Raw genomic sequence first — 24,242 nt, 5'->3', positions numbered from 1 at the left:
CTTCACATCTCGGTGAACAACTCGCGTCGGGCACCTTCGGTAATGGCGACAATGCCGGGGTGCTTGACCTTGCGTTCCACCGAAATGGCGTAGAACGACTCGCGCACCGCGTCGGTCTGGCCGATCAACTCCACGCCGCATTGGCGTTTCACCTCGTCGGCAATCACACTCGGGCCGATGAAAATCCCGCTACCGGATTGGCCGAAGGCCTGCATCAAAGCGCTGTCGTCGAACTCGCCGACGATTCGCGGCTGAATCTGCTGTTCGGCAAACCAGCGTTGCAAGCGACTGCGCACCACGGTTTCCGGCCCGGGAATCAACAACGGGGCGCCGTGCAGGCTGCGGGGGAAATCCTGGCCGTATCGCGCCGTCAGTTCAGCGGTGGCGAAGAAGCTGATACCGCATTCACCGAGCTTCTGGCTGTAGCCCTTGATATCCAGATGCGAGGGCATCGGGCTGTCGGAAATCACCAGGTCGAGGCGTTGAATCGCCAGGTCGGCGAGCAATCGTTCCAGTTTGTCTTCGCGGCAGGTGATGCGTAGCGGCTCGCTCAACTCCATGGTCGGCGCGATCAGGCGATAGACGATGGATTTGGGCACCACATCGGCGACGCCCACCCGAAACAGAATCTGTTGCTCATTGGGCTGCGCCCGCAGCATCAGCTCCAGCTCGCCCCCGAGTTGAAACATCTGCTCGGCGTAGGGCAGGGTCTGACGCCCGGCTTCGGTGAGTTCCAGCTGCCGCCCGACCCGGCGAAACAATTCGATGCCATAGGTCTGTTCGAGCAGGGAAATCTGCCCGCTGATGGTCTGTGGCGTCAGGTTCAACTGCTCGCAGGCGCGCACGATGCTGCCAGTCTTGGCCACCACCCAGAAATAATGCAGCTGTCGATAATTCAGCATTCATGTTCCCCGTAGCGTGTGTTTTGCTATGGATTCGTAAAAACCGAAGTATAACCGCTGAAAATACGAATTTTCCTGAAGTGTTTGCCTCTTTAGACTGCCTCGCTATCGACGGATCGCCTTCCGGGTTCTGTCTGTTCTATCGAGGAAAGCATCATGAAGCTCAAAACCACCGCGCTGCTGATCACTTCTTTACTGGTGTTGGCCGGTTGCGACCAGGCCGAGAAAAGTGCTCAGCAATTGATGGGCAAGGCCGCCGAAAGCGCCAAACAGGCGATTGACGATACCCACAAAGCCGCCGAACAAGCGTTGAGCGAGGCCACGAGTGGCCTGATCAGCAAGAAAGAACAACCGGCCAAAGAGACGGGCAAAACCGACTCTTCGTCCCAGGAAATCTAAACCGTCTACAACGAGTCAGGACTGACCCATGGAATACCTTTTAGAGCTCGCTGCAAGCCCCACCGCCTGGGTCGCCCTGGCCACGTTGGTGGTGATGGAAATCGTGCTCGGCATCGATAACCTGATCTTCATCTCGATCCTCACCAATAAGCTTCCCGAACAGCATCGCCAGAAGGCGCGGCGTATTGGTATCGGCATGGCGTTGATCTTGCGCCTGGCGCTGTTGAGCACCATCGCGTTCATCGTCCAGTTGACTGAACCGGTGATCGACATTCTCGGCCACGCGTTCTCCTGGAAGGACATGATCCTGATCGCCGGCGGCCTGTTCCTGTTGTGGAAGGCGACCACCGAGATTCATCACAGCATGGACCCGTCGCCGGAAGATCCGACGTCGGCCACCTCGACCGTGACCCTGGGCTTTGCCGCCGCCATCGGTCAGATCCTGATGCTCGACATGGTGTTCTCCATCGACAGCATCATTACCGCTGTTGGCATGACCGAGCATTTGCCGATCATGATCATCGCGGTGGTGGTGTCGGTCCTGGTGATGTTGCTGGCTGCTGACCCGTTGGCCAAGTTCATCAACGACAACCCGACGGTGGTGATGCTGGCACTGGGCTTCCTGATCATGATCGGCATGACGCTGATCGCCGAAGGTTTCGGCGCCCACGTACCCAAAGGCTATGTCTACGCGGCCATGGCGTTCTCGGCGACGATCGAAGGCTTGAACATGCTATCGCGGCGGGCCAAACAGCGGCGCGTCGCCGCAGAAGCTTAATCGCCGATAAACGAAACGGCCGCCTGAACTCGCGAGAGTCCAGGCGGCCGTTTTTTTTGTACGACTGAAAAGCGCCAGTCAGTGCACGGTGATGGGGTGTGTAGCCGGTTTATCGGTTTTGGCCACGGGCGCCGATTGAACCGGGTGGTGATGGTGCCGACGGGTAATGCGCAAAACGCCCCACAACATGGCGGCGGCCACTGCCAGCCAACCGGAAATCAACATCACAATGGTCATTGTCAGGCTCATCAGTGCCTCCTCTTTGCCCTGCAGCGGGCGCACGCTCTTCCTTGGTAAGGGACAGTCTAGCCGTTGCTGTGTTTCAGGCTATTGACCAAAGGTCGCCTGTCATCAACCCGTTCGCTCTATCAAATGCAAACAACTGCCGGTTAAGGCTATACCGCTGTCGCGCGGCATCCTATGATCGACGGCCAAGCCGGCTGCGTGATCGCCTGGCGTCTGAACAAGAGAGTGATGATGGTGCGGGTATTTTCTCGAATTCGATCTTTGGCACTGATCGTTGCCTGCGTTGCGGGCCTGACTGGCTGCGCGGGGAGCGTAGCGCCTGAGATCAAGCGTCTGCCGGAGCGTGTCGAACTCAGCGGTACGTTCTACCGCGGGCAAAGTTATCAAAGCGGGCCTCAAGTGCTGGCCAGCCTGTTGTCCCAGCAAGGCATCGTGATGACACCGGGGCTGCTCGAAAAGCCCCTGAATTTACCGGGTGCCGAAGACCGGTTGCAGCAGAACATGCAAAACCTCGCCCGTGAATATGGAATGGTGGTCTATCCCCTCGACAGCCAATTGCCGGCGCTGCTGACCCAGGTCGCGGCCGGTTATCCGGTGATGGTGCGCATCACCGAAGGCTCGGCGTTCTGGGCCGGGCCGCGATACGCCATTCTTGCCGGTTACAACCGTCAGAAGCAGACCGTGTTGCTGCGCACCGGGATGGATCGTCGGTTGCTGATGGGGTTCAGCGCCTTTGAGTCGGCGCTCGAGAGTGCCGGCGGTTGGGCCGTTTTGATTCAGAAGCCGGACCAGATTCCGGCCAACGTCGATCAACAGCGCTGGCTGAAAGCGGCGAATGATCTTGCTCAGTCGGGTCAGGAGCAGGCGGCAGCCAGGGCGAAGAAGGCGCTGACCGCGCAGTAGGTTCCGCTCGTCATCTGCAAGGCACGACTCAGCGTTTTTGGTCTCTTATATAAAGGGCCCGGATTCTCGCCGGGTCGTGACCAGGAGGCGCCCATGGCTCATCCCAATACCCCCGACGGCCCGCACTCGTCCGAGCATTCGTCCGATAATGAGTTGGGGTTCGACCCCGATTCTCCGGACGTTGCTGATCCCCAGGTCGACCCCATCGGACCTGCCAGGGCGCCCAGGGACATAAAACCGGGTGAGGAGGGCAAGAAGAAGCCGGCCAAACCTTACGACCCGCTCGGTAATCTGAGACCCAAGTCTTAGTGAGAGGTGCATATGTCTACCGATTCGAGCTTTGACGACAAACATCCGGACCCTCCAGAAAGCGTTCCAACAACCCCCGAGTCGGACCTGGACCCGGTGATGGATCCGGACAGCCCGCTAAGGGATCCCTTGGCCAGGCCGACCGTGGTGCCGACGAAGCATCCACAGGGCTGGCGAGACCCGAGTACCGAGGATGGCATTCCGGATGACGATCAGATGCCGTTGCCCAATGATTGATCGCCGGACAAAAAAAAGCCCCGAATATTCGGGGCTTTTTATTTGCGGATGTTTCGACCTTATTTTGAGGCTTCAATCACACCGCTTTGGCGATGTTTGAGGTTCTTGTCGGACTTGTATTGCAGGGCGACGGACGGCACGTTGGTGCTCTTGCCGGTTTCAACCCAGCTGCGAATACGGGTCGCATCGGCAAAGTGCGTGTACTTGCCGAAGGCATCGAGAATCACCAGCGCAACCGGACGGTTGCCCATGCTGGTCACCAGCACCAGGCAGTGACCGGCCTGGTTGGTAAACCCGGTTTTCGTCAGCTTGATGTCCCAGTTCGGCTTGTTGACCAAATGGTCGGTGTTGCGGAAGCCAAGGCTGTAGTTGGGCTTACGGAACGAAACGGTTTTTTCCTTGGTGGTGCTCAGTTCGGTCAGCAGCGGGTACTTGTGCGCGGCGATCAGCAGTTTACTCAGGTCGCGGGCGGTGGACACGTTGCGTGGGGAGAGGCCCGTCGGTTCGACGAAGTGGGTGCTGGTCATGCCCAGCGCCTTGGCTTTGGCGTTCATGGCGGCAATGAACGCGACATAACCGCCCGGATAGTGATGCGCCAGCGTCGCAGCGGCACGGTTTTCCGATGACATCAGGGCAATCAGCAGCATCTCGCGGCGCGTCAATTCGCTTTTGAGTTTGACCCGGGAGAACACGCCTTTCATTTCCGGGGTGTCGCTGATGTTGACGGGAATGTATTCGTCCATGTTCTGTCGCGCTTCCACGACCACCAGGCCGGTCATCAGTTTGCTGACGGAGGCGATGGGTACGACGACATCAGGGTTGCTGGCATAAATGACTTTATTGGTTTGCAGATCCATCAGCAAAGCGCTGCCGGACGCGATCTTCAGTTGTGAATTGTCTCGTGGTGCCGCGGTGGTTTCAGCGGCGTTGACCGTTGGCGTGATGAAAGTCCCTGTAACTGCAAAAACTAGGCTCAGGATGGAAAGACGGATTTTCACGCTGGCAGACTCATAAAGGGTGGATATGCCGTTCTGTAACGGGCTGTTTCTTAAAAACGACGCATTTTAGGAGTATGTGCCAGGAAAGCCATAGGCGCCTGTAAGACAGGGGGTAAAAGTGAAGAATATTTAATGCTGTAACCCTTTCTTTACTATTTGGCTTTGCAGTTGTCCGACCTCTGCGATCGAGCTGTTTGCTACGGGCAAAAAGAACCCCGCGATGGGCGGGGTTCTTTTGGGTGCAGCATGGTGAGAGTGAACTCAGCTGTGCAGTGTTTCGGCGGCGTACAACGTGTTTTCCAGCAGGCAGGCGCGGGTCATCGGGCCGACGCCGCCCGGTACCGGAGTGATCCAGCCGGCACGGGCCAGGGCGGATTCGTAAGTCACGTCGCCGACCAGTTTGCCGTCCTCCTGACGGTTGATGCCGACGTCGATCACGATCGCGCCTTCCTTGATCCACTCACCTTTGACCAGGCCCGGCTTGCCGGCGGCAACCACTACCAGGTCGGCGCGACCGACGTGGCCGGCCAGATCCTTGGTGAAGCGGTGGGTGACAGTCACGGTGCAACCGGCCAGTAGCAGTTCCATCGCCATCGGACGACCAACAATGTTGGAAGCCCCGACAATGACCGCGTCCATCCCGTAAAGATTGACGCCAGTGCTTTCCAGTAGCGTCATGATGCCTTTGGGCGTGCACGGGCGCAGCAGCGGAATGCGCTGGGCCAGGCGACCGACGTTATAAGGGTGGAAACCGTCGACGTCCTTGTCGGGACGAATGCGCTCCAGCAATTTGGAGGCGTCCAGGTGTTCAGGTAGAGGCAGCTGAAGCAGAACGCCGTCGATTGCTGGGTCGTCGTTCAGGCGATCGATCAGATCGGTCAGCGCTGCTTGAGTGGTGTCGGCAGGCAGGTCATAGGCTTGGGATAGGAAGCCGACCTCTTCACAGTCTTTACGCTTGTGCGAGACATAAACCTGAGAGGCAGGATCGCTGCCGACCAGGATCACCGCGAGGCCTGGCGTGCGCAGGCCTTGCTGGCGACGCTCGGCAACTCGTTTGGCGATCTGCTGGCGCAGGCTGGCGGCGATCGATTTGCCGTCGATTAGTTGTGCAGTCATTGCGCGTGATTAACCATCGAGAGGGGAAAAAAAGAGAGTGCATTCTCGCATGTCACGAGGTGAGGGCAAAGGCGCTTGGTCTGCAAATTCCCCTAACTCCTTTAATTAAATGAATTTTTTTCAAAAAGGATTTGACGACCTTCAGGGGGCTCTATACTATTCGTCGCACTTGTCGGGCACAGCCTAGCACTGGTTAAGAAGGTCGAGCGGAGTTACGGTTTCGCAAGACTGAAAAGCATTTAGTTTGTAGTCCTTCAAGGGTACAGATTAACAAGGCGCCCGTAGCTCAGCTGGATAGAGCATCCGCCTTCTAAGCGGATGGTCGCAGGTTCGAGTCCTGCCGGGTGCGCCATTAGGCAGCATTGGCACAAGTAGCGCGATATGGTGGGCGTAGCTCAGTTGGTAGAGCACGGGATTGTGACTCCCGTTGTCGTGGGTTCGATCCCCATCGTCCACCCCATATTTCGAAAGGCGCCAGATTAATAGTCTGGCGCCTTTGCTTTAACAGCTTCAACCCGCGGATGTGGTGGAATTGGTAGACACACTGGATTTAGGTTCCAGCGCCGCGAGGCGTAAGAGTTCGAGTCTCTTCATCCGCACCAAATAAAGCTTCACTCATGCCGATTGGCATGATTGAGGTTCAACAAAGAAGTTGTTTGGCTTCTTTGTCACGCAATATGGTGGGCGTAGCTCAGTTGGTAGAGCACGGGATTGTGACTCCCGTTGTCGTGGGTTCGATCCCCATCGTCCACCCCATATTCCGAAAGGCGCCAGATTTAACAGTCTGGCGCCTTTTTTGTTTCAGTGGTTTGAGTGTCGGCGGCTGCAGGTTGTGGGCCGCAGGGGTAGGTCGCTTCGTCGTATTTATGTTTCTCGATGATGCCTGATTTGCCCGCCGATCCCCTCGCGGGGTTGGCTGTCAGGGACGGATTGCCGATTCCTTCTATATATAGGAAGGTGGGTGCAGAGCCCTGGCTTGATTGGCTGTATTTGCTAACAGGGCGAGGCACAACCGTTTGTCCCCGCCTATAAATTGCCTGCTGTTTTTTTACCCGTTTTCAGTAGGGTGACTTCTTGAGTTTGACCCACTAGAATGCATGCCCTTGATTCTGGGGTCGGAAACGGCCGGCTAACGTCTGTGCAACGAGGAATATCCATGCAAGTTTCTGTTGAAAATACTTCTGCTCTTGAGCGCCGCATGAGCATCACCGTGCCGGCTGAGCGCATCGAGACTCAGGTCAACAAGCGTCTGCAGCAGACTGCCCAAAAGGCCAAGATCGCTGGCTTCCGTCCAGGCAAAGTGCCAATGAGCGTGATCCGTCAGCGTTTCGGGGCTGATGCGCGTCAAGAAGCTGTGGGCGACGTGATCCAGTCTTCCTTCTACGAAGCTGTCGTCGAGCAGAAGCTGAATCCGGCTGGTTCGCCTTCGATCGAACCTAAAACCCTGGAAGCGGGCAAGGACCTGGAATACGTAGCCGTATTCGAAGTGTTCCCTGAGTTCACCGTTGCCGGTTTCGAAGGCATCACCGTCGAGCGCCTGAGCGCCGAAGTGGCTGACGCCGATCTGGACAAGATGCTGGAAGTCCTGCGCAAGCAGAACACCCGTTTTGAAGTGGCCGAACGCGCTGCCCAGAACGAAGACCAGCTGAACATCGATTTCGTCGGCAAGGTCGACGGTGAAGTGTTCGCAGGCGGTTCTGCCAAAGGTACTCAGCTGGTGCTGGGTTCCGGCCGCATGATCCCTGGTTTCGAAGACGGTCTGGTTGGCGCTAAAGCCGGCGAAGAGCGCGTTCTGAACCTGACCTTCCCAGAGGACTACCAGAACCTCGACCTGGCAGGCAAAACTGCTGAGTTCACCGTGACCGTGAACACCGTTTCCGAGCCTAAACTGCCAGAGCTGACCGAAGAGTTCTTCGCTCAATTCGGCATCAAGGAAACCGGTCTGGAAGGCTTCCGCACCGAAGTTCGCAAGAACATGGAGCGCGAACTGCGTCAGGCGATCAAATCCAAGGTCAAGAATCAGGTGATGGACGGTCTGCTGGCCACCAACCCGATCGAAGTGCCTAAGGCTCTGCTGTCCAACGAAGTCGACCGTCTGCGCGTGCAGGCTGTTCAGCAGTTCGGTGGCAACATCAAGCCTGACCAACTGCCGGCCGAGCTGTTCGAAGAGCAAGCCAAGCGCCGCGTCGTGCTGGGTCTGATCGTGGCTGAAGTAGTCAAGCAATTCGACCTCAAGCCTGACGAAGCCCGCGTTCGCGAGATGATTCAGGAAATGGCTTCGGCCTACCAAGAGCCTGAGCAGGTTGTGTCCTGGTACTACAAGAACGACCAGCAACTGAACGAAGTCCGTTCGGTTGTGCTGGAAGAGCAAGTTGTGGATACTGTTCTGCAGAAAGCTAGCGTGACCGACAAATCGGTCTCTTACGAAGAAGCGGTCAAGCCGGTAGAAGCTCCACAAGCCGACTGATTGGTTTTGCGGTAAGAAGTACACACCATAAGCCAGCCTTCGTGCTGGCTTATGCGTATTCAAGACATAACTATTTGGGAGTGACTGCGAGACATGTCCCGCAATTCTTATTATCAGAGCTCTGACATCCAGGCCGCAGGCGGTCTGGTCCCGATGGTTATCGAGCAGTCTGCCCGTGGCGAACGTGCCTATGACATCTACTCGCGCCTGTTGAAGGAGCGAGTGATCTTCCTGGTAGGTCCGGTAGAAGACTACATGGCCAACCTGGTTGCGGCGCAACTGCTGTTCCTTGAAGCGGAAAACCCGGACAAGGACATCCATCTTTACATCAACTCACCAGGCGGTTCGGTGACTGCGGGCATGTCGATCTACGACACCATGCAGTTCATCAAGCCAGACGTTTCCACCACCTGTATCGGTCAGGCCTGCAGCATGGGTGCCTTCCTGCTTGCCGGTGGTGCTGCCGGCAAGCGTTTCTGCCTGCCGAACTCGCGCATGATGATTCACCAGCCATTGGGCGGCTTCCAGGGTCAGGCGTCGGACATCGACATCCATGCCAAGGAAATCCTCCACATTCGTTCGCGTTTGAACCAGCTGTTGGCTCATCACACCGGTCAGAGCCTCGAAACCATCGAGCGCGATACCGAGCGCGACAACTTCATGAGCGCTGAGCGTGCGGCTGAATATGGCCTGATCGACTCCGTGATCGACAAGCGTAAAATGCCCGCCTAAGCAGCCCAAATGTAGGTGGTCGGGGTAACTGACCGCCTGCGGGCTTGAAAAAGCCTGCAATTGCCTTCATCTTGTGTTGCAAGCCTATCGGATTTGGATCGATCGAATGACTGACACCCGCAACGGCGAGGACAACGGCAAACTGCTCTATTGCTCCTTCTGTGGCAAAAGCCAGCATGAAGTACGCAAATTGATTGCCGGCCCCTCGGTCTTTATCTGCGACGAGTGCGTCGACCTGTGCAATGACATCATCCGTGAGGAGGTGCAGGAAGCCCAGGCCGAAAGCAGCGCGCATAAATTGCCTTCGCCTAAAGAAATCAGCGGCATCCTTGATCAGTACGTGATTGGTCAGGAACGTGCGAAAAAGGTTCTGGCCGTAGCGGTGTACAACCACTACAAGCGTCTGAACCAGCGCGACAAAAAGAATGACGACGTCGAACTCGGCAAAAGCAACATCTTGCTGATCGGCCCGACAGGCTCGGGTAAAACCCTGCTTGCCGAAACTCTGGCCCGCTTGCTGAACGTTCCGTTCACCATCGCCGACGCAACCACCCTCACCGAGGCGGGTTATGTGGGCGAAGATGTCGAGAACATCATTCAGAAGCTGCTGCAGAAGTGCGATTACGACGTAGAAAAGGCCCAGATGGGCATTGTCTACATCGATGAGATCGACAAGATCTCGCGCAAGTCTGACAACCCGTCGATCACTCGGGACGTTTCCGGTGAGGGCGTGCAGCAGGCCCTGCTCAAGTTGATCGAAGGCACGGTCGCTTCCGTTCCACCTCAAGGTGGTCGCAAGCATCCGCAGCAGGAATTCCTTCAGGTCGACACCCGTAACATCCTGTTCATCTGCGGTGGTGCGTTCTCCGGTCTGGAAAAGGTTATTCAAAACCGTTCCACCCGTGGCGGCATCGGCTTCAACGCAGAAGTGCGCAGCAAGGAAGAAGGCAAGAAAGTCGGTGAATCCCTGCGTGAAGTCGAGCCTGACGATCTGGTCAAGTTCGGTCTGATCCCGGAATTCGTCGGTCGTCTGCCGGTACTTGCCACGCTGGACGAGCTTGATGAGGCTGCGCTGATGCAGATTCTCACCGAGCCGAAAAATGCTCTGACCAAGCAGTATGCCAAGCTGTTCGAGATGGAAGGCGTGGACCTGGAATTCCGGGCCGACGCGCTGAAATCGGTCGCCAAACGTGCCCTGGAACGCAAAACCGGTGCCCGTGGCCTGCGCTCGATTCTCGAAGGTGTATTGCTCGACACTATGTATGAAATCCCCTCGCAGTCCGAGGTGAGTAAAGTAGTGATCGACGAAAGCGTTATAGAAGGCAAGTCCAAGCCTCTGTATCTCTATGAGAACAGTGAGCCGACTGCCAAGGCAGCGCCAGACGCTTAAGCGTCACACTGCTGGAATAAAGAAGGGGCCTTCGGGCCCCTTTGCTATTGTGGGAGAGGGGGCAGCTAACCTGATTTTCCGGATGCGCCGGGATAAATGCAGGCGCTACCGTAAGCTCTGATTTTTTAAGTGATTCTTTTATCCGCTTGTTTTTTTTGAAAACAGCCCCCATCTTGGTTTCAAGCTTACTTCCATCTGTTTACGGCCTTATGGCCGCCGTAGAGGCGAAATCATGAAGACGACCATCGAATTGCCTCTCCTGCCATTGCGTGATGTCGTGGTTTATCCGCACATGGTTATCCCGCTGTTCGTGGGGCGCGAGAAATCCATCGAAGCTCTCGAGGCAGCGATGACGGGCGACAAGCAGATCCTTCTGCTGGCTCAGCGGAATCCTGCTGACGACGATCCCGGTGAAGAAGCACTTTATCGCGTAGGCACCATTGCTACCGTTCTGCAGCTGCTCAAGCTGCCTGACGGCACCGTCAAGGTTCTTGTCGAAGGCGAGCAGCGGGGCGCCGTGGAGCGCTTCAGCGAAGTCGACGGCCACTGCCGTGCCGAAGTCTCGCTGATCGACGAAACCGAAGCGCCTGAGCGCGAATCGGAAGTGTTTGTCCGCAGCCTGCTGGCTCAGTTCGAACAATATGTGCAGCTGGGCAAGAAAGTCCCCGCTGAAGTCCTGTCGTCGCTCAACAGCATCGACGAGCCGGGTCGCCTGGTCGACACCATGGCCGCGCATATGGCCCTGAAGATCGAGCAGAAGCAGGAAATCCTCGAAATCATCGATTTGTCGGCCCGGGTCGAACACGTTCTGGCGTTGCTGGATGCCGAGATCGATCTGCTGCAAGTCGAAAAACGCATTCGCGGCCGCGTTAAGAAGCAAATGGAGCGCAGCCAGCGCGAGTACTACCTGAATGAGCAGATGAAGGCCATTCAGAAAGAGCTGGGCGACAGCGACGAAGGCCACAACGAAATCGAAGAGCTGAAAAAGCGCATCGATGCCGCCGGTCTGCCGAAAGATGCGTTGGCCAAGGCTCAGGCCGAACTGAACAAGCTGAAGCAAATGTCGCCAATGTCCGCGGAAGCGACCGTGGTGCGTTCGTACATCGACTGGCTGGTTCAAGTGCCATGGAAAGCCCAGAGCAAAGTGCGCCTGGACCTGGCCCGTGCCGAAGACATTCTCGACGCCGACCACTACGGTCTGGAAGAAGTCAAAGAGCGGATCCTCGAATACCTCGCCGTGCAGAAGCGCGTGAAGAAGATTCGCGGCCCGGTATTGTGCCTGGTCGGTCCTCCAGGGGTGGGTAAAACCTCTCTGGCGGAGTCGATTGCGCATGCCACCAACCGCAAATTCGTCCGCATGGCCCTCGGCGGCGTGCGCGATGAGGCGGAAATTCGTGGTCATCGCCGGACTTATATCGGTTCGATGCCGGGAAGATTGATTCAAAAGATGACAAAGGTGGGCGTCCGTAACCCGCTGTTCCTGCTCGATGAAATCGACAAAATGGGCAGCGACATGCGTGGCGATCCGGCGTCGGCGTTGCTGGAAGTGCTCGACCCCGAGCAAAACCACAACTTCAACGATCACTATCTGGAAGTCGACTACGACCTGTCCGATGTGATGTTCCTGTGCACCTCCAACTCGATGAATATTCCACCGGCGCTGCTGGACCGGATGGAAGTGATTCGTCTGCCGGGTTACACCGAAGACGAGAAGATCAACATCGCCGTCAAATACCTTTCGCCCAAGCAGATTGCTGCCAACGGACTGAAGAAAGGCGAGCTGGAATTCGACGCCGAAGCGATCCGCGACATCATCCGCTACTACACCCGCGAAGCCGGTGTACGTGGGCTGGAGCGCCAGATTGCCAAGGTTTGCCGCAAGGCGGTCAAAGAGCATGCTCTGGAAAAACGCTTCTCGGTGAAGGTGACTGCCGAGATGCTGGAACACTTCCTGGGCGTGCGTAAATTCCGTTACGGCCTGGCTGAGCAGCAGGATCAGATCGGTCAGGTCACCGGCCTGGCGTGGACCCAGGTGGGCGGCGAATTGCTGACCATCGAAGCCGCAGTCGTGCCGGGTAAAGGCCAATTGATCAAGACCGGTTCTCTGGGTGACGTGATGGTCGAATCGATCACCGCAGCCCTGACCGTTGTCCGCAGCCGTGCGAAGAGCCTGGGGATTCCCCTGGACTTCCACGAGAAGCGCGACACGCATATCCACATGCCTGAAGGGGCGACCCCGAAAGACGGCCCTAGCGCTGGTGTAGGCATGTGCACGGCCCTGGTGTCGGCATTGACTGGCATTCCTGTAAGAGCGGACGTCGCCATGACCGGCGAAATCACCTTGCGTGGTCAGGTGCTGGCGATCGGTGGCTTGAAGGAAAAACTGCTGGCTGCTCACCGTGGTGGAATCAAGACGGTGATCATTCCTGAAGAGAACGTACGCGATCTGAAGGAAATTCCTGACAACATCAAACAAGATCTACAGATTAAACCCGTTAAATGGATTGACGAGGTCCTGCAAATTGCGCTGCAATACGCGCCGGAACCCTTACCGGATGTGGTTCCGGAGATCGTTGCAAAGGATGACAAACGCGAGTCTGACTCTAAGGAAAGAATTAGCACGCATTAGTACGCATTTGCCTGGGGGGCTTCCTTGACAGTTTTTTAGAGCCCTTGTTATAAAGCGGCTCTTAAGTGTCTGTAGGCCATTCAGCACTCGTTTTTTTGCTTTCACCAAAAAACTTAGAATCAAACTCAAATAGATATAAGGGGACTTAGAGTGAACAAGTCGGAACTGATTGATGCTATCGCTGCATCCGCTGATATCCCGAAAGCTGCTGCTGGCCGTGCGCTGGACGCTGTAATCGAATCCGTCACTGGCGCTCTCAAGGCTGGTGATTCTGTTGTTCTGGTTGGTTTCGGTACTTTCTCCGTGACTGATCGTCCAGCTCGCATCGGTCGTAACCCACAGACCGGTAAGACGCTGGAAATCGCAGCAGCCAAAAAGCCAGGTTTCAAAGCCGGTAAAGCACTGAAAGAAGCTGTCAACTAAGTTCGATTCAGGTTTTTGCCTATCCGGGTCGGGGTCATTCCTGACTTGGCAGCGGAGCGGTAGTTCAGTCGGTTAGAATACCGGCCTGTCACGCCGGGGGTCGCGGGTTCGAGTCCCGTCCGCTCCGCCAGTTACGAGAAGGCGCATCCTCGGATGCGCCTTTCTTCTATCCGGATTCTACCCACGCTCCACGGTTGCCTAATTTTGAAGTTCAACCGTTTCTGGGGGACGCATGCTGCAGAATATCAGGGACAATTCACAAGGCTGGATTGCCAAGACCATTATCGGGGTCATCGTTGCACTGATGGCTTTGACCGGTTTCGACGCTATTTTCAAGGCCACGACGCACAAAAATGACGCGGCCAAGGTCAACGGCGAAGAAATCAGCCAGAACGAGCTGAGCCAGGCGGTCGATATGCAACGCCGTCAGCTCATGCAACAGCTGGGCAAGGATTTCGATGCTTCCTTGCTCGACGAAAAAATGCTGCGCGAATCGGCCCTCAAAGGCTTGATCGATCGCAAACTGCTGCTGCAAGGCGCAGAAAAATCGAAATTCGCTTTCTCCGAAGCCGCTTTGGATCAGGTGATCCTGCAAACGCCTGAATTCCAGGTGGACGGCAAGTTCAGCCCCGAGCGTTTCGACCAGGTGATCCGTCAACTGGGCTACAGCCGTCTGCAATTCCGTCAGATGCTGGCTCAGGAAATGCTGATCGGTCAGCTGCGCGCTGGCCTGGCCGGCAGCGGTTTCGTCACCGATGCACAGGTTCTGGCCTTCGCTCGTCTGGAAAAACAGACCCGCGATTTCGCCACCCTGAACATCAAGGCAGACCCGGCGGCAGTGACGCTGACCGACGATGAGGTCAAGGCCTACTACGACGAACATGCCAAGGAGTTCATGACGCCGGATCAGGTGGTCATCGATTACCTTGAATTGAAGAAGGCATCCTTCTTCGATCAGGTCAGCGTCAAGGACGAAGACTTGCAAGCGGCGTATCAGAAAGAAACCGCGAACCTGTCCGAGCAACGCCGGGCTGCGCACATTCTGATCGAAGTGAACGACAAGGTGACCGAGGCGCAAGCCAAGGCCAAGATCGAAGAAGTTCAGGCGCGCCTGGCCAAAGGCGAGAGTTTCGAGGCCCTGGCCAAGGAGTTCTCCCAGGATCCAGGTTCGGCGAACAACGGCGGTGACCTCGGTTTTGCAGGTCCTGGCGTCTACGATCCAGCGTTTGAAAAAGCCCTGTATTCGTTGGCCAAGGATCAGGTCTCGGAGCCGGTTCGCACTGACTTCGGTTTCCACCTGATCAAGCTGTTGGGTGTCGAAGCGCCTGAAGTGCCAACGTTCGCCAGCCTGAAAGACAAGCTGACCCGCGAGTTGAAAACCCAGCAAGTCGAGCAGCGTTTCGTCGAAGCGACCAAGCAATTGGAAGATTCCTCGTTCGAGTCCTCTGATCTGGCCCAGCCGGCACAAGACCTGAAGCTGACCGTTCACACGTCCGCGCCATTCGGCCGTGAAGGTGGCGAAGGCGTTGCAGCCAATCGTGCCGTGGTGACCGCTGCATTCAGTCCTGAAGTGCTGGATGAGGGTGCCAACAGCACCGCCATCGAGCTGGATCCGGAAACCGTGATCGTGCTGCGCGCCAAGGAGCACCGCAAGCCTGAGCAACTGCCGCTGGAAAGCGTGGCTGCCAGCATCCGCGTGCAATTGACCAAGGAGCACGCCAGTGCCGCCGCCAAGACCAAGGCCGATCAACTGATCGCCAGCTTGCGTGATGGCAAGACCGCACTGGACAAGGCGATCGATGGTCAGAACTGGAAAGTCACTGCAACCGCGACTCGCGCTCAGGAAGGGGTCGACCCAACCGTGCTGCAAGCGTTGTTCCGCATGCCCAAGCCAGTCTCCAAGGACAAGCCGACCTTCAGCAACGTGACCCTGGCCGATGGTAGCCTGGTGGTCGTGCGTCTGAACGGCGTGAATGAAGGCGCTGCGCCGACCGAAGAAGAGAAGGCTCAATACCGTCGCTTCCTCGCCTCGCGCATTGGCCAGCAAGACTTCGCGGCCTACCGCAAGCTGCTGGAGCGTGAAGCTGAGATCAAGCGTTTCTGATGCCTGACTGAGTGTTGCGCGACACAAAGGACCCCAGCCGAAAGGTTGGGGTTTTTTTATGGGGGAAACGAAAAGATCGCAGCCTGCGCTAGCGCTTTCAGTGGATCGCGGTCATCTTTAGGCGCTGCCGCAGGCTGCGATCTTTTGATTTTTGCTCCGGCGGGACTTTCTCCCGAGATGATGGTCAATGAATCTGTAGCCGTTTTAGACAATCGTTGCTCCGCTAAGCATCGATCTGTTGCACAATACGCCTCGAACCGTTTTCCTCAGGATGTTCAATGTTTAAATCAATTCCCATGCGTGTTGTAGGGCTGGCCTTGGTGCTGGCCGCCGCTGCCGGTTGTTCGTCGAAGAAGGCCGCCATCTATGAGCATGAGAACTTCGACGACTCGGGAACGTTTTCGCGCAGCTACCCGGTGACCGATGCGCAAACCTGCGAAGCCGCCCGTCGGGCCTTGCTTAGCCAGGGTTACATCATCACCAGCAGCGATCCGAAACTGGTCAGTGGGCATAAGAGCTTCCAGCAGACCGGCGAAACCCATATGGAGATCAGCTTCAACGTGGTTTGTGCCGATGACGGCAGCGAGGGGCACCATGCGACCATGTTCGCCAACGCCCTGCAGGACCGATATGCGCTGAAAAAGACCAATAACTCCGCCAGCCTCGGCGTCGGCGTATTGGGCTCGGTATCGATGCCGATCGGCTCGTCCGATGATTCGATGGTCAAGGTCGCCAGTGAAACGGTGTCCTCGGCCAAGTTCTACGAGCGTTTCTTTACCCTGGTCGAACTGTTCCTGCCGCCGGAAGCGAAGAAGGCCGCGCACATTATCGAGAAGCCGAAAACCGAACTGGGGATGCCTGAAGCCAAGGCTGCGCCGGCTCAGTTGGCGCCAACCCCGGCACCGGCGGCAGAACCTGCGCCTGCACCAGCGCCGGCAGCCGAGCCTGCACCTGCCGCCGCGCCTGCCACTTCGGAGCCCGTTGTGCCGCCTGCTGAAACAGCGCCGATTACTCCGGCCAAGAGCACCGAGCCGACGTCGTCCACGGAAACGGTCACTCCAGTCGCGGACTCGAGCACGCTGCCGCCGCCGACCGAGCCGATTTCGGCGATACCTGTCTCCGGCCAGTAATGGGCTTGCTTGTTATGGGGGCGGGTCAGACGATACCGCTCCCGTAACGTCTTTCAAGACTGATCCACATCAAGTCGGGCTGTATTCCTACAGCCCGTATCGAAAAATCCAGTGATAAATTCCTGACCACCTGCTACGTTTTATTCAGTAGCGACGCAGTGTCGTGTCCGCGTCATTTTTCTTTCATGCGGGCACTTTATGCTCAAGGCGTTAGTCATTTATTCAAGCGATTCTTTCAACAAACGATGGGGGTTTAATAATGGACGATTATCAAGAAGAACTGCTCGAGTATCAGGCCTTTGAACTGGACCCGCTGGAACCGGCCGAAGACGCTACCGAGCTGTAATTACGCTGACTACGGCGAAACTCGCCAGGCGTCTGGCCATTCCAGCGTTTGAAGGCGCGCTGAAAGGCTTCGGCTGAGGCAAACCCCAGAAGATAAGCGATTTCGCCGAACGCCAGTTCAGTGTCGCGGATGTAGGTCATGGCCAGGTCACGGCGTGTATCGTTGAGAATTGCACGAAATTGCGTGCCTTCCTCGGCGAGTTTGCGGCGCAAGGTCCAGGTTGGCAGCTTCAGGCGTGCCGCCACTTCTTCCAGGTCGGGTTCCCGGCCACCATTGAGCAACGGGCCCAGCAACTGAGTGATGCGTTCACGCAGGCTGCGGGTGCGTGTCAGTTGCTCAAGTTCCCGTTCACACAGTTGCAGCAGGTGCCGCCAGGTGCTCGGGCAGTGCTCCGGGTTGCGTTGGGCGAGGCTGTCCAGGCTCAGGCGCAGTTGATTCTGTTCGGCGCCAAACTGAATCGGACAGTCGCCGAGTACGGCATAGGCCTCACGGTAATCCGGTGCGTCAAATTCGATCTCGATTCGTTCGGCGCGCAGTGGGGCAGGGCTCACGCTGGACAATTGCTGCAACCAGCCAGCGATGATCGAATCCACCACGAAGCGGTTGTAGGCGTTGTAGGGGCTGATCGAATAGAACCGCAGCCAGGCGCCTTGGGCGTCTTCGTGAAAGCTCGACTGGCCGCGATAGTTGGAGCCGTACAGCGCTTCGAAACGAATCAGGCAGCGCGCCGCTTCGCGCACGGTGGGAGCCTGGGCGGCGGTGACGCCGGCGAGGCCAACCTGGCTCAGGCGACTGAGCTGGCCCATGCGCAAACCCAGCGCCGGGTCGTCGGTCAGTTGAATAGCGCCGTGGCCCAGGCGCATGTAGCGCGGGATCGACAGGCGGGCGCCGGCTTCGGCCAGTCTCGCGGCGTCTAGGCCGTACTGTTCCAGCAACGGTTGTGGGTCCAGGCCATGGCTGCGCACGGCGTCGGCCAGGCTATGGACGAAGCCCACCGACAGATCCCCGAGGCGCATCGGCTGCGGTTTCATCGCTTACAACCAGAGGTTCAGCAATTGCGCGCCGCGGGCATCGCCGTCGGCGAAATGCTGCCCGTTGCTGCTGAGGAAGCTTTGACCGGCGCTGCTCTTGTCCCAGAACTGACCGCGCAGGAACACGCTCATGCCGGCGATGCTCTGACTGGCCGGTGGTTGGGCGATCAGCGTCAGCCGCTGCCAGGCCTGACCTTCGCTGAGTTCGCCGGCCTTGAGGCTGACAGAGCCCGGCTCGGGCAGGCCTTTATAGCCACGCCATGGTTGATCCCAGGATCCACGCCCGACGACGAACGCCGGGACTGCCACCAGTTGCGCGCCTTGGTCGTCGAGTTTGCGGTAGTTATCGGGGTACCAGCTATCGCTGCCGATCAGCACGCCGAGGCGTCCGGCCGGGGTGTCGACGACGTTGACCGGATGATCGGAGTTGCCTTGGAGCGTGCCACGTCCAGCGAACGTCGGGTGCACTTGTCGCTGGGGCTGGCCGATTGGCAGACCGTCGCGACCGAACACCACGCTGCTGTTGTACAGCGCACCGTGGCCGATGTGCAGGGTGCCGTCGCTGACGCTCGGCTCGGGCAGCACGATGGAACCGGCCACCAGGGTCACGTGGAATTCTTTCGCCAGGCCACCGAACAGCGCCTGGTAATCCTTGGCCATGCGTTTGGCTTTCATCCGCAAGTGCGCGTCGTCGAGACGGTTGCTGCCTTCGGCGCTGATCAGGGCGCGGATGAACTGCAGCGGGTTGCTCGCCGCCAGCCAGTTCATGGCTTCCTTGAGAGTGGTGGCCTGGTACAGCTCGTCTTTCTCGCCGCTGACCATCAGCCAGGTGCCGACATGTTCAGGCAGTACGACGATGGTTTTTTCATTCAGCAGGCCCTGGTCCTGGGCCTTCTGCAAATAGGCCGCGAGCTTGCGGTGCAGGCGTTCAGGGCTTTGATAGTCGGTGGGGAACAGTTCGGGCTGGATGCCCAGCAGATTGCCACGATCGGCGGGTGTGCCCTGATCGACCGCGAGATTGATGCGCAGGTCCGACAGGTAATGACCCACCGGACGGTCCGCGGCCCACATCGCGTAGGTCGTCAGAACGGCGATCAACGCCATGGAGAGGGTCAGGTACAGAAGTTTGCGCATGGAAAACAGTCAGCGGCCGTGTGCAGGGTTCGCGACTAGGGTAGGGCCCATGCCTGCGCTTGCCAAGGGGCGCTGCGCATTTGGATCAATAAGTTGTCAGTTACGGTCATTGAGTGACAGCGGTGCGACTCTTAGTCTGTCGAACATGACCGACGGGAGCCGAAGAGCTCCTGCAAATTTTCCGTGATCGCTCGTTGTGGAGTTACCGATGGCCGCCGCTCATTACCCGCACCTGTTGGCCCCGCTGGACCTGGGTTTTACCACGTTGCGCAACCGTACCCTGATGGGTTCGATGCACACGGGCCTCGAGGAAAAGCCCGGCGGTTTCGAGCGCATGGCCGCGTACTTCGCCGAACGTGCCCGTGGCGGCGTAGGCTTGATGGTCACCGGCGGTATTGGCCCGAACGATGAGGGTGGGGTTTACTCGGGCGCGGCCAAGCTGACCACCGAGGAAGAAGCGCTCAAACACCGGATCGTCACCCGCGCGGTGCACGAGGCGGGCGGAAAGATCTGCATGCAGATCCTGCATGCCGGGCGTTATGCCTACAGCCCGAAACAGGTGGCGCCGAGCGCGATCCAGGCGCCGATCAACCCGTTCAAGCCTAAAGAGCTGGACGAGGAAGGCATCGAGAAGCAGATCAGCGATTTCGTTACCTGCTCGACCCTGGCGCAAAAAGCCGAGTACGACGGCGTCGAGATCATGGGTTCCGAAGGCTATTTCATTAACCAGTTCCTCGCGGCGCACACCAACCATCGCACTGACCGCTGGGGCGGCGCCTACGAAAACCGCATGCGCCTGCCAGTGGAAATCGTCCGTCGGGTGCGCGAAGCGGTCGGCCCGAACTTCATCATTATCTTCCGCCTGTCGATGCTCGACCTGGTGGAAGGCGGCAGCACCTGGGAAGAAATCGTGCAATTGGCCAAGGCCATCGAGCAGGCGGGCGCGACCATCATCAACACCGGCATCGGCTGGCACGAAGCGCGGATTCCGACCATTGCCACCAAAGTGCCGCGTGCAGCGTTCAGCAAGGTCACGGCGAAACTGCGTGGTTCGGTGAGCATTCCGCTGATCACCACCAACCGCATCAACACCCCTGAAGTCGCCGAGCAGATCCTGGCCGAAGGCGATGCCGACATGGTGTCGATGGCGCGGCCGTTCCTCGCCGACCCGGACTTCGTCAACAAGGCGGCGGCCGGCCGTGGCGATGAAATCAATACCTGCATCGGTTGCAACCAGGCTTGCCTGGATCACACGTTCGGCGGCAAGTTGACCAGTTGCCTGGTGAACCCGCGGGCCTGCCATGAAACCGAACTCAATTACCTGCCGGTGCAGCAGATCAAGAACATCGCCGTGGTTGGCGCCGGTCCTGCGGGGCTGTCCGCCGCCACCGTGGCCGCCGAACGCGGTCATCAGGTGACGCTGTTCGATTCTGCCAGTGAAATCGGCGGCCAGTTCAACATCGCCAAGCGTGTGCCGGGCAAGGAAGAGTTCTTCGAAACCCTGCGCTACTTCAATCGCAAGTTGCAGACCAGCAACGTCGAGCTGTGCCTGAACACCCGTGTGGACGTGGCGCAACTGGTCGAGGGCGGTTACGACGAAATCATCCTCGCCACCGGCATCGCGCCACGGGTGCCGGCGATCCCGGGTGTCGAGCACGCCAAGGTGCTGAGCTACCTGGACGTGATCCTCGAGCGTAAACCGGTGGGCAAACGCGTCGCGGTAATCGGCGCTGGCGGTATCGGTTTCGACGTGTCGGAGTTCCTCGTGCACGAAGGCGTGGCCACCAGTCAGGACCGCGAAGCGTTCTGGAAGGAGTGGGGCATCGATACGCACCTTGAAGCGCGTGGCGGTGTCGCGGGCATCAAGGCTGCGCCGCATGCGCCGGCTCGTGAAGTGTTCCTGCTGCAACGCAAGACCTCCAAGGTCGGCGATGGCCTGGGCAAGACCACTGGCTGGATTCACCGCACCGGTCTGAAGAACAAAAAGGTGCAAATGCTCAATAGCGTCGAGTACCTGAAGATCGACGACGAAGGCCTGCACATCCGCATCGGCGAATGTGGCGAACCGCAGGTGCTGCCGGTGGACAACATCGTGATCTGCGCCGGGCAGGATCCATTGCGTGAGTTGCACGACGGTCTGGTTGCGGCCGGGCAGAACGTGCACTTGATCGGCGGCGCGGACGTGGCGGCGGAGCTGGATGCCAAGCGTGCGATCAACCAGGGTTCGCGGTTGGCGGCTGAACTCTAACGTTCGCAGCTATCCCTTGTAGTAGCTGGCGCAGCCTGCGTTCGGCTGCGCAGCAGTCGCAAAATCAGCCATCGCGGTATTCCAGGTAAACCGAGGTGTCAGGATTGACGACTGCTTCGCAGCCGAACGCAGCCTTCGGCAGCTGCTACAGGGATCGTGCTGGCTGATAGACTCCTGTTTTTCGTCAGAACGTAACGCATCAATGCTTTTTCCTCCTGCCGACTGGCTCCCCCAAGCCCCCCTCAAACTCCTTCGCCTCGACTGGCTCACCACCGCCGGCATCGACGTCGCCATCCTGCGTCTGGACCAGATCGACCCGCTGATCAGCGGCAACAAGTGGTTCAAACTCATCGAACACCTGAAGGCCGCCGACCAGAACGGCGCCCAAGGCATCATCAGCCTGGGCGGTGCTCACTCCAACCATCTCCACGCATTGGCCGCCGCGGGCAAGCGCTTCGGTTTCACCACGGTCGGTTTGCTGCGCGGGCATCCGCAAGACACCCCGACAGTAAAGGACTTGCAGGCGTTCGGCATGCAGTTGCACTGGCTGGGTTATGGCGGCTATCGAGCGCGGCATGAGTCGGGTTTCTGGCAGCCGTGGCTGGCGCAGTATCCCGAGCTGCAACCGATGCCGGAAGGTGGTGGCGGCTTGCGTGGGGCGAAGGGCTGCATGCAGCTGGTGGCGCAGGCCCGCGAGCAACTGAGTGGTCTGGGCTGGAGCCATTACGACGGCTGGTGGCTGGCCTGCGGAACGGGCACGACCCTGGCCGGTCTGGTGCTGGCCGAGGCGGGTGAACACCCGGTGTATGGCGCGCTGGCGGTGCCCGATGATCATGGCGTGGCACAGCAGGTCGAGATGATTGGGCAGGAAGCCGGTTGGGTCGATCCCTTGTATGAACTACTGGACGCCAGCCGTGGCGGTTTTGCCAAAGTCGATCCGCAGCTGCTTGTATTCATCGAGCAGGCCGAACAGGCCAGCGGCATTCTTTTCGAGCCGCTGTACACCGGCAAAGCGCTCATGGCTCTCAAGCAACAGGTCGAAGCTGGTAAATTTCCCCAAGGCACGCGCCTGATCTTCATCCACACCGGCGGCTTGCAGGGCCGCCGGGGTTTCGAGCAAAGCGGTCGCGATTAACCGCGTTTGGGCATCATCCGCAGCAAGGTGTTATCGCGCACCACATAGTGGTGGTAAATCCCGGCCACCGCGTGCAACCCGATCAGCCAATAACCGATGGTGGCGCCGAGCTCATGCCAGCCTTGGAACTGCTTGGCCAGCGGTTTGTTTTCTTCGATCAGCAATGGCAAGTCGACGCCATAGAACATCACCCGATGCCCCTCGGCGCTGGTAATCAGCCAACCCAGAACCGGCACGGTGATCATGAAAATATACAGTGCCCAATGCATCAGCCTGGCAACCACGGTTTGCCAGCGAGGGGAGGCGGGGAATATCTGCGGTGCCGGCCCCAGGCTACGGGCGAACAGCCGCAACCAGACCAGCACGAACACGGTCAGGCCGAGCATGAAGTGCGCTTCCTTGATCAGCGTTCGGCCGCCACTGCCTTTGGGAAAGATCCCGCGAAATTCGATACAGGCGTAGACCAGTATTAACAGAACCAGCATCAACCAGTGCAGCGCGATCGATACGGTGCTGTAGCGTGATTCGGAATTCTTCCAGGGCATACGGTGTTTCCTCACAATTCTGGTCTGAAGTCACCGTTCTTGTTCGACGGCGTGCACTAACTGTAATCCTGTTTCGCAGGATTTGCCCGAGGCAAATGGGCCGTTCAATGCTCTAAATCAAGTGATCGACCACACAAAGGCGCCAGCTCCATCCAAGGAACTGGCGCTTTTTTATGAGGCGAGAGGTGCAATCAGTTGGTTTGCGGCATTTCGCCATTGGCCAGACGCTTGTTGATGTCGGCGATCACCTCGGGCAAGTCGCTGATGGTGTCGATCATGTAGTGCGGTCGCGAGCCTTCGAACAGGGCATGAATGCGCTGGCGTTCGCTGGCCAGTTTGTCGCTGCTTAGCGCGCGATAACCTTCGTAGTCCAGACCCAGCGCGTTACCGGAGCAGATCAACGCCACGGTCCACATGCCGGCACGGCGACCTTCGAGAATGCCCGGCACCGTGTCGTCGATCTTCACGCAGGCCGCGACGTCGTCGATGCCCAGCGCAATCACATTGGCCAGGGCCTGAGCGGGCCATGGGCGACCGTTGGGCACTTCGTCGGTGGCGACCACGTGATCGGCGACGTAGCCGTTGGTGGCGGCCAGTTCCACCACTTTGTCCATGACTTGTTTCGGGTAGCCGGAGCAGGAGCCGATCTTGATCCCTTGCTGACGCAGGTTGGCGATGGTGTCCAGGGCGCCCGGAATCAGTGCCGAGTGTTCGGCGATTTTTTCGATCTGCAGCGGCATGAAGCGTTGGTAGATGGCGGTGACGTCATCGTCGGTCGGCGTGCGGCCGAACACCTGGCGATAACGCTCGGCAACTGGTGGCTGATCGCACAGGGTGCGGATGTGGTCCCACTTGCCCATGCCCATCGGCCCACGGGCTTCTTCGATGGAAACCTGGACGTCGAACTCGGCGAAGGCTTCGACGAAAATCTGCGTGGGGGCGAAAGAGCCGAAGTCGACCACGGTGCCGGCCCAATCGAGGATGGCGGCTTGCAGGTTGGTTGGGTTGCTGTAGTTCATGGTGATCAAATCCTGTCTTGG

22 protein-coding genes and 5 tRNA genes are annotated in these 24,242 nt (G+C 58.3%); 19 read left to right on the top strand and 8 right to left on the bottom strand.

Annotated features, from left to right (window positions below; translation table 11 throughout):
• Window positions 1-2 precede the first annotated feature (2 nt).
• Complete coding sequence (nhaR, locus tag PSH69_RS19115; protein WP_018925414.1) at window positions 3-902, bottom strand: transcriptional activator NhaR; 900 nt, start codon at window positions 900-902, stop codon at window positions 3-5.
• A 156-nt stretch (window positions 903-1,058) separates the two neighbouring features.
• Here nhaR and PSH69_RS19110 point away from each other — a divergent pair, with 156 nt between their 5' ends.
• Together PSH69_RS19110 and PSH69_RS19105 are read left to right on the top strand one after the other, a co-directional pair.
• Window positions 1,059-1,301: a hypothetical protein gene (locus tag PSH69_RS19110; protein WP_007940414.1), complete on the top strand. Its 243-nt coding sequence runs from the start codon at window positions 1,059-1,061 to the stop codon at window positions 1,299-1,301.
• A 28-nt stretch (window positions 1,302-1,329) separates the two neighbouring features.
• Window positions 1,330-2,079, top strand: a complete 750-nt coding sequence (locus tag PSH69_RS19105; protein ID WP_018925415.1) for a TerC family protein — start codon at window positions 1,330-1,332, stop codon at window positions 2,077-2,079.
• Window positions 2,080-2,157: 78 nt separating this feature from the next.
• Here PSH69_RS19105 and PSH69_RS19100 read toward each other — a convergent pair whose 3' ends face one another.
• Entirely contained in the window at window positions 2,158-2,328 is a 171-nt protein-coding gene (locus PSH69_RS19100; protein WP_305409441.1) for a hypothetical protein, read from the bottom strand.
• A 171-nt stretch (window positions 2,329-2,499) separates the two neighbouring features.
• On the opposite strand from PSH69_RS19100, the gene PSH69_RS19095 reads away from it, so the two are divergent.
• From PSH69_RS19095 to PSH69_RS19085, 3 genes are all read left to right on the top strand, one after another.
• A complete protein-coding gene (locus PSH69_RS19095; protein WP_305409440.1) occupies window positions 2,500-3,228 on the top strand; it encodes a peptidase C39 family protein in 729 nt (242 codons plus the stop codon).
• A gap of 93 nt (window positions 3,229-3,321) precedes the next feature.
• Window positions 3,322-3,537, top strand: coding sequence for a DUF6021 family protein (locus tag PSH69_RS19090; protein WP_019580004.1), 216 nt, complete (start codon window positions 3,322-3,324; stop codon window positions 3,535-3,537).
• A gap of 12 nt (window positions 3,538-3,549) precedes the next feature.
• On the top strand, window positions 3,550-3,774 hold the full coding sequence (locus PSH69_RS19085; protein ID WP_305409439.1) for a hypothetical protein: 225 nt from the start codon (window positions 3,550-3,552) through the stop codon (window positions 3,772-3,774).
• Between the two features lie 59 nt (window positions 3,775-3,833).
• On the opposite strand, the gene pbpG is transcribed toward PSH69_RS19085, so the two are convergent.
• A complete protein-coding gene (gene pbpG / locus PSH69_RS19080; protein WP_305409438.1) occupies window positions 3,834-4,772 on the bottom strand; it encodes a D-alanyl-D-alanine endopeptidase in 939 nt (312 codons plus the stop codon).
• Window positions 4,773-5,033: 261 nt separating this feature from the next.
• Window positions 5,034-5,888 carry a bifunctional methylenetetrahydrofolate dehydrogenase/methenyltetrahydrofolate cyclohydrolase FolD gene (gene folD, locus PSH69_RS19075; RefSeq protein WP_019648405.1) on the bottom strand — a complete coding sequence of 285 codons (855 nt, stop codon included), beginning with the start codon at window positions 5,886-5,888 and terminating at the stop codon, window positions 5,034-5,036.
• A gap of 275 nt (window positions 5,889-6,163) precedes the next feature.
• Here folD and PSH69_RS19070 point away from each other — a divergent pair.
• The 12 genes from PSH69_RS19070 (at window position 6,164) to PSH69_RS19015 (ending at window position 16,763) form a co-directional block, all read left to right on the top strand.
• A tRNA-Arg gene (locus tag PSH69_RS19070) sits at window positions 6,164-6,240 on the top strand.
• Between the two features lie 32 nt (window positions 6,241-6,272).
• Window positions 6,273-6,348: transfer RNA gene (locus tag PSH69_RS19065), tRNA-His, on the top strand.
• A 57-nt stretch (window positions 6,349-6,405) separates the two neighbouring features.
• Window positions 6,406-6,490, top strand: a tRNA-Leu gene (locus PSH69_RS19060).
• Window positions 6,491-6,568: 78 nt separating this feature from the next.
• Window positions 6,569-6,644 (top strand) — tRNA-His (locus PSH69_RS19055).
• 400 nt (window positions 6,645-7,044) lie between these two features.
• A complete protein-coding gene (gene tig / locus PSH69_RS19050) occupies window positions 7,045-8,355 on the top strand; it encodes a trigger factor (protein WP_026286355.1) in 1,311 nt (436 codons plus the stop codon).
• A 93-nt stretch (window positions 8,356-8,448) separates the two neighbouring features.
• Window positions 8,449-9,087 (top strand): ATP-dependent Clp endopeptidase proteolytic subunit ClpP, encoded by a 639-nt coding sequence (gene clpP, locus PSH69_RS19045; RefSeq protein ID WP_018925423.1) that lies wholly within the window; start codon window positions 8,449-8,451, stop codon window positions 9,085-9,087.
• A 106-nt stretch (window positions 9,088-9,193) separates the two neighbouring features.
• Window positions 9,194-10,477 carry an ATP-dependent Clp protease ATP-binding subunit ClpX gene (clpX, locus tag PSH69_RS19040; RefSeq protein WP_018925424.1) on the top strand — a complete coding sequence of 428 codons (1,284 nt, stop codon included), beginning with the start codon at window positions 9,194-9,196 and terminating at the stop codon, window positions 10,475-10,477.
• 232 nt (window positions 10,478-10,709) lie between these two features.
• Complete coding sequence (gene lon / locus PSH69_RS19035) at window positions 10,710-13,106, top strand: endopeptidase La (protein WP_007940400.1); 2,397 nt, start codon at window positions 10,710-10,712, stop codon at window positions 13,104-13,106.
• A 150-nt stretch (window positions 13,107-13,256) separates the two neighbouring features.
• Entirely contained in the window at window positions 13,257-13,529 is a 273-nt protein-coding gene (locus tag PSH69_RS19030; protein ID WP_002552737.1) for an HU family DNA-binding protein, read from the top strand.
• A 53-nt stretch (window positions 13,530-13,582) separates the two neighbouring features.
• A tRNA-Asp gene (locus tag PSH69_RS19025) sits at window positions 13,583-13,659 on the top strand.
• A gap of 102 nt (window positions 13,660-13,761) precedes the next feature.
• Window positions 13,762-15,633, top strand: coding sequence for a SurA N-terminal domain-containing protein (locus PSH69_RS19020; RefSeq protein ID WP_305409437.1), 1,872 nt, complete (start codon window positions 13,762-13,764; stop codon window positions 15,631-15,633).
• 278 nt (window positions 15,634-15,911) lie between these two features.
• On the top strand, window positions 15,912-16,763 hold the full coding sequence (locus tag PSH69_RS19015; protein ID WP_305409436.1) for a DUF2242 domain-containing protein: 852 nt from the start codon (window positions 15,912-15,914) through the stop codon (window positions 16,761-16,763).
• A gap of 291 nt (window positions 16,764-17,054) precedes the next feature.
• Here the strand turns inward: PSH69_RS19015 and PSH69_RS19010 are convergent, their stop codons facing one another.
• Window positions 17,055-18,140, bottom strand: a complete 1,086-nt coding sequence (locus PSH69_RS19010; protein ID WP_305409435.1) for an AraC family transcriptional regulator — start codon at window positions 18,138-18,140, stop codon at window positions 17,055-17,057.
• Between the two features lie 3 nt (window positions 18,141-18,143).
• Window positions 18,144-19,274: a carbon-nitrogen hydrolase family protein gene (locus tag PSH69_RS19005; RefSeq protein ID WP_305409434.1), complete on the bottom strand. Its 1,131-nt coding sequence runs from the start codon at window positions 19,272-19,274 to the stop codon at window positions 18,144-18,146.
• 208 nt (window positions 19,275-19,482) lie between these two features.
• Between PSH69_RS19005 and PSH69_RS19000 the strand changes: the two genes are divergently transcribed.
• Window positions 19,483-21,522 carry an FAD-dependent oxidoreductase gene (locus tag PSH69_RS19000; RefSeq protein ID WP_305409433.1) on the top strand — a complete coding sequence of 680 codons (2,040 nt, stop codon included), beginning with the start codon at window positions 19,483-19,485 and terminating at the stop codon, window positions 21,520-21,522.
• A 202-nt stretch (window positions 21,523-21,724) separates the two neighbouring features.
• Window positions 21,725-22,657, top strand: coding sequence for a 1-aminocyclopropane-1-carboxylate deaminase/D-cysteine desulfhydrase (locus tag PSH69_RS18995; protein WP_305409432.1), 933 nt, complete (start codon window positions 21,725-21,727; stop codon window positions 22,655-22,657).
• Here PSH69_RS18995 and PSH69_RS18990 read toward each other — a convergent pair.
• Both PSH69_RS18990 and phnX read right to left on the bottom strand, forming a co-directional pair.
• The gene (locus tag PSH69_RS18990; protein ID WP_019580015.1) at window positions 22,654-23,202 is read right to left on the bottom strand and encodes a cytochrome b; all 549 of its coding nucleotides are present in this window, start codon (window positions 23,200-23,202) and stop codon (window positions 22,654-22,656) included. The genes PSH69_RS18995 and PSH69_RS18990 overlap by 4 nt on opposite strands.
• 191 nt (window positions 23,203-23,393) lie before the next feature.
• Complete coding sequence (phnX, locus tag PSH69_RS18985; protein ID WP_305409431.1) at window positions 23,394-24,221, bottom strand: phosphonoacetaldehyde hydrolase; 828 nt, start codon at window positions 24,219-24,221, stop codon at window positions 23,394-23,396.
• Between the last annotated feature and the right edge of the window lie 21 nt (window positions 24,222-24,242).

The sequence above is a fragment of the Pseudomonas sp. FP1740 genome, from assembly GCF_030687165.1.
Taxonomy (GTDB): Bacteria; Pseudomonadota; Gammaproteobacteria; order Pseudomonadales; family Pseudomonadaceae; genus Aquipseudomonas.
This window is presented reverse-complemented; position numbering and strand designations above follow the sequence as displayed.